Annotated in this window: 10 protein-coding genes; all 10 read left to right on the forward strand. The window is 61.6% G+C overall.

All coding sequences use genetic code 11. The features are described from left to right. The first annotated feature begins 73 nt into the window (after positions 1 to 73). The 10 genes from argS to serS all read left to right on the forward strand — a co-directional run bounded on the left by argS (position 74) and on the right by serS (position 12,143). On the forward strand, positions 74 to 1,834 hold the full coding sequence (argS, locus tag FKV68_RS08060) for an arginine--tRNA ligase (RefSeq protein WP_180940986.1): 1,761 nt from the start codon (positions 74 to 76) through the stop codon (positions 1,832 to 1,834). 63 nt (positions 1,835 to 1,897) lie between these two features. Further along, positions 1,898 to 4,861: an SPOR domain-containing protein gene (locus tag FKV68_RS08065; protein WP_180940987.1), complete on the forward strand. Its 2,964-nt coding sequence runs from the start codon at positions 1,898 to 1,900 to the stop codon at positions 4,859 to 4,861. A gap of 138 nt (positions 4,862 to 4,999) precedes the next feature. Continuing rightward, complete coding sequence (gene nagZ, locus FKV68_RS08070; RefSeq protein WP_180940988.1) at positions 5,000 to 6,016, forward strand: beta-N-acetylhexosaminidase; 1,017 nt, start codon at positions 5,000 to 5,002, stop codon at positions 6,014 to 6,016. A 135-nt stretch (positions 6,017 to 6,151) separates the two neighbouring features. Next, the gene (locus tag FKV68_RS08075) at positions 6,152 to 6,967 is read left to right on the forward strand and encodes a segregation and condensation protein A (RefSeq protein WP_180941441.1); all 816 of its coding nucleotides are present in this window, start codon (positions 6,152 to 6,154) and stop codon (positions 6,965 to 6,967) included. Continuing rightward, a complete protein-coding gene (gene scpB, locus FKV68_RS08080; protein WP_180940989.1) occupies positions 6,960 to 7,688 on the forward strand; it encodes an SMC-Scp complex subunit ScpB in 729 nt (242 codons plus the stop codon). Before FKV68_RS08075 ends, scpB begins: the two co-directional genes overlap by 8 nt. An 80-nt stretch (positions 7,689 to 7,768) precedes the next feature. After that, positions 7,769 to 8,878, forward strand: coding sequence for an ABC transporter ATP-binding protein (locus FKV68_RS08085; RefSeq protein ID WP_180940990.1), 1,110 nt, complete (start codon positions 7,769 to 7,771; stop codon positions 8,876 to 8,878). Positions 8,879 to 8,970: 92 nt separating this feature from the next. Then, positions 8,971 to 9,177, forward strand: coding sequence for a twin-arginine translocase TatA/TatE family subunit (locus FKV68_RS08090; RefSeq protein WP_180940991.1), 207 nt, complete (start codon positions 8,971 to 8,973; stop codon positions 9,175 to 9,177). Positions 9,178 to 9,251: 74 nt separating this feature from the next. After that, entirely contained in the window at positions 9,252 to 9,869 is a 618-nt protein-coding gene (gene tatB / locus FKV68_RS08095; protein WP_180940992.1) for a Sec-independent protein translocase protein TatB, read from the forward strand. Beyond that, positions 9,866 to 10,708, forward strand: coding sequence for a twin-arginine translocase subunit TatC (gene tatC / locus FKV68_RS08100; protein WP_180940993.1), 843 nt, complete (start codon positions 9,866 to 9,868; stop codon positions 10,706 to 10,708). Before tatB ends, tatC begins: the two co-directional genes overlap by 4 nt. A gap of 151 nt (positions 10,709 to 10,859) precedes the next feature. Beyond that, entirely contained in the window at positions 10,860 to 12,143 is a 1,284-nt protein-coding gene (gene serS, locus FKV68_RS08105) for a serine--tRNA ligase (protein ID WP_180940994.1), read from the forward strand. Positions 12,144 to 12,155 lie beyond the last annotated feature (12 nt).

The raw sequence follows: 12,155 nt of genomic DNA on the forward strand, positions 1-12,155 counted from the left end.
TTCGTAGGAACCCGGCCTCCTTTTTGAGTTTTGCGCCATTCTCCAGTTAGGCTGGAAAAAGCGGACGGATCAGATGAACCTTTTCACAGACTTCGAATCAAGAATTAAAAATATTCTAGAAGCGCTTGATATCGTGCGTGGAAAGCGATCCGAACTTGACTTCGGGCGCATCAATATCGAACCGCCTCGCGATGCAAGTCACGGCGATGTGGCCACCAATGCCGCCATGGTTCTCGCAAAATCGCTGGGTATGAATCCGCGCGCGCTTGCCGACCTTATCGTCGAGAAACTCAGGCAGGATCCGGAAATCACCGAGGTTACCGTTGCCGGACCGGGCTTTATCAACGTCCGCTTGTCGGTTCCCTATTGGCAGAAGCTCCTGGCCTCCGTCGTGAGGGCCGGCACCGACTACGGCCGCAGCACCGTCGGCGCGGGGCGCAAGGTGAATGTCGAATACGTTTCCGCCAACCCGACGGGGCCGATGCACGTTGGGCATTGCCGCGGTGCGGTTGTCGGCGATGCGCTGGCCAATCTTCTCGCCTTTGCCGGCTACGACGTGACCAAGGAGTATTACATCAACGATGCGGGTTCACAGATCGATGTGCTGGCGCGTTCGGCGTTCCTGCGGTATCGGCAGGCGCTTGGCGAAGACATCGGGGAGATCCCGCCAGGCCTTTATCCGGGTGACTATCTCGTACCGGTGGGCGAGGCGCTGGCGGATGAATTCGGCACAAGCCTCCGGATCATGCCGGACGACAAGTGGATGCCGCTCGTCAAGGAGCGCGTGATCGACGCGATGATGGCGATGATCCGCGAGGACCTGGCTGCGCTGAACGTCCATCATGATGTCTTCTTCTCCGAGCGGACGCTGCACGACAACAATGCGACGCGGATCCGCACCGCGATCAACGACCTGACTTTCAAGGGACATGTCTACAAGGGCACGCTGCCGCCCCCAAAGGGACAGTTGCCGGAAGATTGGGAAGACCGCGAGCAGACGTTGTTCCGTTCGACGGAAGTCGGCGACGACATCGACCGCCCTCTCATCAAGTCAGACGGCAGTTATACCTATTTCGCCGCCGACGTTGCTTACTTCAAGGATAAGTTCGACCGCGGCTTCAACGAGATGATTTATGTGCTTGGCGCCGACCACGGCGGCTACGTCAAGCGGCTGGAAGCACTGGCGCGCGCCGTGTCGGGCGGGACGGCGAAGCTGACGGTGCTGCTTTGCCAGCTGGTCAAGCTCTACCGCGGCGGCGAGCCGGTGAAGATGTCCAAGCGGTCCGGCGACTTCGTAACGCTGCGCGACGTCGTCGAAGAGGTTGGACGGGATCCTGTCCGCTTCATGATGATCTACCGGAAGAACACCGAGCCTCTCGACTTCGACTTTGCCAAGGTGACCGAACAGTCGAAGGATAACCCGGTCTTCTATGTACAATATGCGCATGCACGCTGCAGCTCAGTGTTCCGCCAGGCGGCAGAAGCGTTGCCTGATCTTGATCTCTCGGCGCTTGATCTTGCCGCGGCAGTGACTGGAGCGATCGTTGATCCTGCCGAGATGCAGCTTGTCGCGAAGCTCGCAGAATATCCCCGCGTCGTCGAGGCGGCGGCACTCTCGCAGGAGCCTCACCGAATCGCTTTTTATCTGTATGATCTTGCCGCAGCCTTCCACGGACACTGGAACAAAGGTAAAGAAAATCCGGCATTACGTTTTGTTAACGATAAGAACCGAGAATTAAGCATTGCCAGACTCGGGCTGGTGCATGCTGTCGCCTCGGTACTGAAGTCAGGCCTGTCTATTACAGGCACCTCAGCGCCGGAAGAGATGCGGTAAGTATTGTCACCATTTCCCCACAATGCACTGGCAAACGAACGCAGGCAATTGTGAGTGGAGAGTATGGCAGACAAACAATTCGCACGAAGCGGGCCGGCAGAATTCGATGTATTGGCCGACGACGATCCGTTGAGCGAACTTGCCCGCATTGTCGGTTACGATGCTCGGCCAGCCGTTCAGCAATTGCAGGAACTGCAGCGGCATCAAGAGGCCGTTCGGCGGGATCCCGCGTTCGACCTCGAGGAAGAGCTTCTTCGCGAGTTTGACAGCTATGACGCTCCGCGTGCCGTTGCGGTTCACCCGGACAGCGGGCTTGTCGAGCATCCGGTCGCTGGCGGCGTGGTGGGGCAGCACCATGCCGACGCGCCCACTCCCGTTGAGCCGGTTGCCGAGCACGCTGTTGCCGCGGTTGAAGATCGCGTTTCTCCGGTTTCCGAACCAGTCGAAGCTGAACACAGCGACCTCGCGTCGCTTGCTCCCGCTACCGATGCGGTGACGTCGGCCGAGCTCGATGTCGTCGGTGTCCCCGAGCTCGCGGAGATCGATCCGGCGGTCGATCTGGAGCGCGAGCTTGAACTTTCGCTCGGCTACGAAGATCTGTCTCTCCCACAAGAGTCCCAGGGGTCCGGAGCTAGCCGCACGAGTGGTGGCCTGCACTCGGGGCGGAATGAAGCGTTCGATGCGCCCGCCTTTGAGGCCATGCACGTACCGCTTTCGCTTCATGCCGCGGCCGCCGCTCGGGCCGGCGAACCGGCGACGAGCTTGGATGCGGTCTTTGTTGACATGGCGGATGAGCTTGCCAGGCAAAGCGCGGAAATGGCTACGCCGGTTGTCAATGCGGCCGTAGCGCCGGCAGAGGGCCGGTCTGACTCCAAGGATGACGTCGATCAGCTGCTTGCTGATGTCGAGCGTTTTCCCGTGCCGGTCGCGACAGGTCTGGTGGCGGCAGCGGTTGAGGCCCATCCGGCGCTCCATGCGAGCCCCGCTGCGCCTGTGAATGCTGCACCCGTAAAGAAGAGCAGCTATCCTTTCAAGCCCACCTTCAGCCGTGCGACGCCGGTCGCGTCCGCCTCCGGCGCAACGCAGCAACGCGCGTTTGCTGCTCCGATCGCCGAGCCTGTGGTCGCAAAGATTCCTGCGGCGCCAGCCGCTTCGCCAGTGGCAACGCCGGAGCCCGTTCAGGAAGTGGCCGCGGTCGAGCCGGAACCCAGCTTCGATATCGAGGATTTCGAGCTGGAGCTGTCGGATCTCGCCCTCGATATCGAGCCGCAGACGGCTGATGCAGAGCAAGCCGTCCAGGCAACAGCTGAGCAGCCAGTCGTTGCGCATCCTGCACTGATCGAACCGGCGGCGCAGCCGTTCCTGCAGGCGCTGTCGGTTCCGGCTGAAGCCGAAGTCCGCCGCGACGAGCCGCGGGCATCGACGGAGGTGATTGCAGAGGAAGAAGAACCCGCCGAAAGCGCGCTGCCGTTCGATCCCGCAATGATCGCCGAGCCGGAAAGCGGCGTGGCGCCGATCGCGGACGTCGACGTGCCGCAGTTGCCGGCACTGGAAGTTGAAGAAAAACCAGCCGCCTATGCGACCGACTACGATCTCGATATCGACGCGGAAATGGCGCAGCTTTTCGGAATCCCTGCGGCGGCGCCTCGGGACGGTTCGCGCGTCGAGGATCACGGCGCTCATACGGCAGCAGTACTTCCAGCCGCAGCGAAGGCAAGTCCCCAGGCGTCGGTAGCCGATGATTTCGACGAATTCGAAAAGGCGATGGAAGAGGACTTCCAGCGTTCGATGGCTGAACGTCAGCAGGCGACACAACACACGGAGCGCGTGGCACCAAGACTGGATCGGGGTTCGGAATACGTGGAGCAGGGCTATGGCCGCCGCTCCCAGCGCACGATGCTTTTGGCCGCCAGCGTGGCGGGCGTCATCATCCTCGGTGGTGCCGGGGTCTATGCCTGGATGGGGGGCAGCACTGCCGCCCTGACCGGAGACGGTCCGAAGATCATCCTGGCGGACAAGAACCCGGTAAAGGTCGTTCCCGAAGAGAAGGGCGGCAAGACCGTGCCGAACCAGGACAAGGCCGTCTACGATCGCGTTGCTGGAGCTCAGGGCGATGCCCCGCGCCAGGAGGCGTTGGTCTCTTCGACCGAAGAGCCGATGGACGTGGTCCAGAAAACGCTGACGCCGGAGACTTTGCCGCTGGAAGGCAGCGATGATGCCGAGGCAGTGACGGCGCCGGCGGATGAAGAGGAAGTGGCGCGCCTGCTGCCCGACGGCGATACGAGCGATGCCGCGACGGCCGAGGAGGAGCGAGCTCCTGCGGTGGCGCCGCGCAAGGTTCGCACGATGATCGTCAAGCCCGACGGCACGTTGGTCGCCCGCGAAGAGCCGGTGGCTCCGCCGGCGAACGACGCGACAGCGAGTGTCGGTCAATCTATTCCTGCGACCGCTTCCGGACAGGCCGCGGCCGCGGGGTCCAAGGGCGAGGCAACTGTCGCGGATGCCGGATCTGAGCTGCGTCCCAGCGAGCAACCGGCGGCCGGTGTCGAAAAGGTTGCCTTGGCCGCGCCGAGCGACGCTTCCGTGGAGGAGGTCGCGGTCCGTAGCGTGAAGACAACAGCGATCGGTGGCCAACCAGCCCCTGTGCCACAGACGCGTCCGACGGGCCAGGCCGATGCCGCTGCCGCTGCGAACGTTGCGAAAACGCCGGCGGCAAACAAGCCCGCGATCGAAACGGCGAACGCAGCGCCGGCCGCACCGCTTGCGACCGCATCGGTGCCCGCCGGCAGCTACGTGATCCAGATCGCCTCGCTGCCGTCTGAAGCCGAAGCGCAGAAGAGCTACAACAGCCTCTCCGCGAAGTTCGCCAGCGTCATCGGCGGCCGCGGTGTCGACATTCGCAAGGCCGAGATCGCCGGCAAAGGGACCTACTATCGCGTGCGTATTCCGGCCGGCTCTCGGGAGGAGGCCAATGCGCTTTGCTCTCGCTATAAGGGCGCCGGCGGAAGCTGCCTGGTCACGAAGTAAGTCCGGGTAAGATCAACAAGGCGGGCGCGGCAGAAATGTCGCGCTCTTTTCTTTTGAAGTGACGTTTTGTCTGTGAATGTTCGAGGAACTGTAGCTTTGTGACTTCGCGCCGAACGGTGCGCGCACTATGATTCTGGGATGAGCGAATCAAAAGCATTTATCTCCGGCTGCAAAAGCCTTTCCCTGACCGCGGAAGAGCGTCGGTTCTTCGATGGCGAGCGCCCATGGGGCTTCATCCTTTTCGGCCGCAACATCGGCGAGGAAAATCAGATCTCCGATCTTGTCGCCGCGCTGCGCGACAGCATCGGCAATCCGAATGCCGCGGTGCTGATCGACCAGGAGGGCGGCCGCGTCCAGCGCATCCGGCCGCCGCTGGTCCAGCAATACCCGAACGGTGCCGCGATCGGCGAGATATATCGCCGCGACCGGGAGCAAGGTCTGCGCGCCGCATGGCTCATGGGGCGTCTCCACGCTTTCGACCTGATGCGGTTCGGCATCACCGTCGATTGCCTGCCGGTTCTCGACGTGCCGGTGCCGGGCAGCCATGACGTGATCGGCAACCGCGCCTATGGGCATGATCCGGAGACAGTGACCGCAATCGGCCGTTCGATCAGCGAGGGACTGAAAGCGGGCGGCATGTTGCCGGTGATGAAGCACATGCCTGGCCACGGCCGCACGTTCGTGGACTCACACCACAAACTGCCCGTTGTGGAAGCTGGTCTCGAAGAATTGCAGCGAACCGACTTTCTTCCCTTTATCGCCATGAAGGACGAAGCCATGGCCATGTCAGCGCACATGGTCTTTACTGCGATCGATCCCGACAATCCGGCAACGACTTCACCGAAGGTCGTCGGCGAAATCATTCGCGGCCACATCGGTTTCGACGGGCTTTTGATGTCGGACGATGTTTCGATGAATGCGCTTGCCGGGGACATGGCCGCTCGCGCCCGCGGCATTATTGGCGCCGGTCTTGATCTCGTCTTGCATTGTCATGGCATAATGGAAGAGATGAGGGCGGTCGCGGATGTCGTTCCGGTTCTGTCGGGCGACCGCCTGCGCCGGGCAAGGGCCGCAGAGGCGGCGTTCCGGAAACCGGACAATGCGGACCAGGATGCGCTGAGGGCGGAGTTCAACGCGATGTTCGTCCTGGCCTAGAGCATCCTAGAACCAGTGCTGGAGCGTCCTTTGTACGTTCATTTGAACGCCAGGCGCTTCAAGGGAAGGCGGCGGAAGGGCAAGTTGGTGAGCAATACGGGCGAATGGCAGGGACAAGCCGGCACGAAGGCGCCGATGGAGCCTTTGTGGGACGAGGCTGCCGATCGCGGACTGCACGAGGAAGCCCTCGTCGTCGACCTTGCCGGATTCGAGGGCCCGCTCGATCTGCTCCTGCACCTTGCGCGCAGTCAGCGCGTCGATCTTTCACGCATCTCCGTGCTGGCGCTTGCGGAACAATACATCGCCTTCATAGAGCGCGCCCGCTCAATCCGCATCGAGCTTGCCGCCGACTACCTTGTCATGGCCGCGTGGCTTGCCTATCTCAAATCCCGCCTGCTGCTCCCGCAACAGGCAAAGGATGAGGGCCCCTCCGGCCAGGAGATGGCTTCGGCGCTTGCGTTCCGGCTGAAGCGCCTCGAAGCCATGCGCGATGCCGCGACAACCCTCGTCAACAGAAACCGGCTCGGCCGCGATGTCTTCGCGCGCGGCGCGCCGGAACATATCGTTGCCGAAAAGAAGTCGGGTTACGACGCGTCCCTCTACGACCTGCTGACCGCCTATGCGAGTCTCAGGCAGCGTCAGGCGATAACGCAGGTGACGATCGAAAAGCGCCATGTCTGGTCGTTGGCCGATGCGCGCCTGATCCTGGCGCGGATGATCGGCAGTCTCGACGATTGGACGGCGCTTGATCATTTTCTCATCCGCTACCTGACGAACCCGAAAGAACGCGCGACGGCGATCGCGAGTTCCTTTGCCGCATCACTCGAGATGGTTCGCGAAGGACGACTGGAGATCCGGCAGGACGGTGCCTTCGCGCCCATCTATCTGCGGCGTGGACCAAAGCCGATCGATGCGGCAACCCTGGCGGAAATGGAGGCGGCGCGTGGCTGAAGCGCAGAAGTACTTGCCAGGAATGCCCGACGACGAGGAGGCGCACGAGGCGGTTACCCTCGATCCGAGGCTTGAGCGGGAAGCGGAACGGATCGCGGAGGCGCTGGTCTTCGCATCGGCTCAGCCCGTTTCCGAGACCTATATCGCGAGCCGGCTTCCCCGTGGCGCCGACGCCGGGCGGATCATGGCGCGATTGAAGGCATTTTATGCCTCGCGCGGCGTCAATCTTGTCCAGGTTGCCGACCACTGGGCATTCCGCACGGCTGCCGATCTCTCCTTCGTCGTCCAGACGGACGAACAGGAAGTCAAGAAATTGTCGCGGGCGGCCCTCGAGGTGCTGGCGATCATCGCCTACCACCAGCCGGTGACCCGCGCGGAAATCGAGGACATACGCGGTGTGCAGACGTCGAAGGGGACACTCGACGTGCTGATGGAGGCAGGTTGGGTGCGCTTTCGCGGGCGCAGGCGGACCCCGGGAAGGCCCGTCACATTCGGAACGACACGGGATTTCCTCGATCATTTCGGCCTCGAAGAAATTCGCGATCTCCCCGGTATCGAAGAATTGAAGGGTGCAGGCCTGCTGTCCGGGCGCATTCCCTCGAACCTGCACATTCCGGTTCCCGCCGGCGAAGACGAGCTCTCCGAGAACGAGGATCCCATTACGCAAATGGACCTTGAAGAACTCGGCCTCTTGACACCGAAGGCTGAAGAAGACGATTAAAATCCTGACTAGGAATATCGGCTTTAGACCCGGGTGCCGGCGTTTCGCCGCTAGGCCTCCGGTTCAAGGAATGAATGAGCATGGTTTCAGACGCATACAACGGCGCCGTCATGGCAACGCGACGGTCCGGAGTGTCATTCGCGGCGAGCCTGGCATTCGAGGATATCAGCCACCGCTATCATTCCAAGGAAACGATCAAGGGCGTCACGCTCACGGCTAAGGCCGGCGAAGTGCTTTGCCTGCTCGGTCCTTCGGGATCGGGCAAGACGACGCTGCTGCGCATCGCGGCAGGCATCGAGATGCAGACCGGCGGTCGTCTCCTCCTCAACGGACAGGAAATTTCCGGCCCGTCGGTCTTTCTCCCGCCCGAGAAGCGCGGCGTCGGCCTGATGTTCCAGGATTTCGCCCTTTTTCCTCACATGACGATCCGCGACAACGTCTGCTTCGGATTGACGGCCCTGCCCAAGAAGGAGGCGCTGGTCCAGGCGGATGCGGCACTGGAGCGTGTTGGCCTCCTGCATTACGCCGACCGTTATCCCCATGTGCTTTCGGGGGGCGAGCAGCAGCGCGTGGCACTTGCCCGAGCGCTTGCGCCGCGGCCTGCGGTCTTGCTGATGGACGAGCCGTTCTCGGGCCTCGACTCCCGCCTCAAGGATTCAATCCGCGCCGACACGCTCGCCATATTGCGCGAGACCCGCGCGACGGCGATCGTCGTGACCCATGACGCCGAGGAGGCGATGCGCATGGCCGATCGCATCGCATTGTTGAAGGACGGGCGTCTGGTTCAGGTCGGTACGGCCGATGAGCTCTATCGCAAACCGCGCAACCTGTTCGCGGCCGGGTTCTTTTCCGAGATAAATGTCTTTGATGCGCGCGTGCGGGACGGCCGCGTCGAAACGCCGCTGGGAGACGTGCCCGCAGGGCATTACAAGGAGGGACAGCCGTTGAGCGTCGCGGTGAGGCTTTCCGGCGTTCACCTCACGGAGGAGGGCGGCGACATTCCTGCGCGCATCCTGTCGAGGCGCTTTCTGGGCGTCGTGGAACTGTTGGAGCTTGCCGTACCGCAATTCGAGCGTACAGTGCGAGCACGTATCCGCGCCGATCTGTTGCCGCAAGGATTGCGTGACGTAACGCTTTCCGTTAGTGAGCGCGACATATTGCTGTTTGAAAAAGACGCCTCAACATCCTAGGGTCCATCAGGAATGAGGGCTTGCCGGCGGCACGCCTGAAAAATGACAACGTGATGGGCTCTGATTGAATGAGGCCCTTAGGGAGTAAGTGCATGGGTTCCTTTAGCATCTGGCATTGGCTGATCGTCCTGGTGGTGATCCTGCTGCTGTTCGGCCGCGGCAAGATTCCGGAACTGATGGGTGATGTTGCCAAGGGCATCAAGAGCTTCAAGAAGGGCATGAGCGAAGACGACGCCGCTCCGACCGACAAGACGATCGACGGCAAGACCGTCGAGCACAAGTCTGACGAAGTCCGCTAACGAGCAAAAGCTGGCGAGACCGGGCGGACTATTCCACCCGGTCGATCGCATCACGGTTTTTTAGGGCACGTTGGATGTTTGATATCGGCTGGACCGAGCTTGTTGTTATCGCAATCGTCCTGATTGTCGTCGTTGGACCGAAGGATCTGCCGCCGATGCTGCGGGCCTTTGGGCGCATGACGTCCAAGATGCGCGGGATGGCCGCGGATTTCCGCCATCAATTCGACGAGGCCTTGCGCGAAGCCGACCTGGATGAGGTGCGCAAGACGCTCAGCGATGCGCAAAGTCTCAATCCGACTGCGGCGCTGCGAGACGCCATGAATCCGCTGCGCCAGCTCGGAAACGAGATCAAGTCCGATCTGCAGAAGGCGACGACGCCGGACAAACCTGCGCCAACGGAACCGGTGCAGCCTGCGGTCGAGGCGGTGAAGGTCGAAGCGCCAGTGGAAACCGCGGCGAAACTCGCTGAGGTTTCTGCTGCATCGGCGAACGAACCGAAGATTGAAGCGAAGGCGAAGAAAGTCGGCAAGGCCAAAGCCGCGCCTGCGCCGTCGAAGAAGCCTGCTGCCGCAACAACCGGGAAAGCGGCGACCAAGCCGCCGGTAAAGAAAGCCTCGTCAACTGGTGAGCGGCAGACTGAGGCCAAGACGCAGAAGGCGCGTGCGACTTCGCGCAAGAAAGGTGACGCATGAGCGGCGATATCGAGGACCGGCCGCAGCCACTGATCGAGCACCTCATCGAGTTGCGCACGAGGCTGATGTGGGCGATCGGCGCGTTTTTTGTCGCCTTTCTCGTCTGCTTCTATTTTGCCAAGCAGCTCTTCAACTTCCTCGTCCTGCCGTTCAAGTGGGCTGTGAGCTGGGCCGGCCTCAGCCATCGCAACGTCGAGCTCATCTACACGGCACCGCAGGAATTCTTCTTCACCCAGATCAAGGTTGCGATGTTCGGCGCTCTGGTCATTGCCTTTCCGGTGATCGCCTCGCAGGTCTACAAGTTTGTCGCTCCTGGACTCTACAAGAACGAGCGCGCAGCCTTCCTGCCGTTTCTGATCGCTTCGCCGGTCCTGTTTCTCATCGGCGGCGCGCTGGTCTATTTCTTCTTCACGCCGATGGTCATGTGGTTCTTCCTGGCCATGGAGCAAGGCGGCGGCGAAGGGCAGGTTTCAATCCAGCTCCTGCCGAAGGTATCGGAATATCTGAGCCTGATCATGTCGTTGGTGTTCGCCTTCGGCCTGGTCTTCCAGTTGCCTGTTATCACCACGCTGCTTGCGCGCGTCGGTTTCGTCACGGCTCAGGGGCTCGCCGAGAAGCGCAAATATGCGATCGTCATCGCCTTCGTCGTCGCGGCCGTTTTGACGCCGCCCGATCCGGTGTCCCAGATCGGTCTTGCACTGCCAGCCATCCTTCTCTACGAAATTTCCATCTATACGGCGCGACTCGTCGAAAGGCAGCGCGAGAGAGACGCTCTCGCACGCGAGATCGCTTCTTCGCAGGAAAGTTCCTCCGAGACGACCGGACCCGCGAAGGGCTGACCGTCTGACGTTCTCGCGCCGTGACCTACAGCACGCGCATCCATTCGGACGCACAAAGGTTGCTGTAGCACTTTGAATCGCTGCACGAGTTCTCCTCAAATCGGATCCGGTTTGAGGAGAACTCGTGCTGTAAACAACGCGTGGAACGATTATGCTCGATATCAAATGGATCCGTGAGAATGCCGCTGCGCTCGATGACGCCCTAGCGAAACGGCGCGCGGAGCCGTTGTCTCAGTCCTTGATCGCGCTTGATGAGCGTCGGCGCGCCATTCTTCTATCGCTGCAGGACATGCAGTCGCGCCGCAACGCCGCCTCCAAGGAGATCGGCGCGGCCATGGCGCAGAAGAACAGCGAACTTGCTGAAAAGCTCAAGGCCGAAGTTGCTGACCTCAAGGACACCATGCCCGCGGTCGAGGAAGAAAGCCGTCGGATCGAGGCCGAGCTTTCGGATGTCTTGTCGCGCATTCCGAATGTCCCTCTCGACGACGTCCCAGTCGGTGCCGATGAGGCGGCCAACGTCGTGACACGGATCGTCGGTGCAAAACCGACCTGGAACCACAAGCCGCTCGAGCATTTCGAAATCGGCGAGGCGTTAGGGCTCTTGGATTTCGAGGGTGCCGCGCGGATCGCCGGTTCGCGCTTCACGATCGTGAAGGGGCAGCTTGCCCGCCTCGAACGGGCGCTTGGCCAGTTCATGCTCGACCTGCACACGCAGGAGCACGGATATGTCGAGATCCAGCCGCCGCTGCTCGTACGTGACGAGGCGATGTACGGCACCGGGCAGCTGCCGAAGTTTGCCGATGATCTCTTCCGCACGACGGATGAACGTTGGTTGATCCCGACGGCGGAGGTTCCGTTGACGAACATGGTTCGCGAGCAGATCCTCGAAGGAGAGAAGCTGCCGTTGCGGTTTACCGCCCTGACACCGTGCTTCCGCTCGGAAGCCGGTTCTGCCGGACGCGATACCCGCGGCATGCTGCGTCAGCATCAGTTCAACAAGGTGGAGCTGGTCTCGATTACCGATGCGGACACCTCGATTGACGAACACGAGCGGATGACCGCCTGTGCGGAGGAGGTGTTGAAGCGCTTGGGGCTGCACTATCGGGTCATGACGCTCTCGACCGGCGACATGGGCTTCGGCGCGCGCAAGACCTACGACCTTGAGGTCTGGTTGCCCGGCCAGGATACCTACCGCGAAATCTCGTCCTGCTCGGTATGCGGCGATTTCCAGGCACGCCGCATGAACGCGCGCTACCGCACCAAGGAGGAGAAGGGAACGAAGTTCGTTCACACGCTGAACGGCTCCGGCGTTGCGATTGGCCGAGCGCTGATAGCCGTCATCGAGAACTACCTGAACGAAGATGGCTCCGTCACGGTGCCGGATGTTCTTGTTCCCTATATGGGCGGCCAACGGCGCATCGAAAAAGCCGCCTAAGCGCGAGGAAGC

Origin of the sequence: Sinorhizobium mexicanum, from assembly GCF_013488225.1 — a bacterium.
Lineage (GTDB): Bacteria > Pseudomonadota > Alphaproteobacteria > Rhizobiales > Rhizobiaceae > Sinorhizobium > Sinorhizobium mexicanum.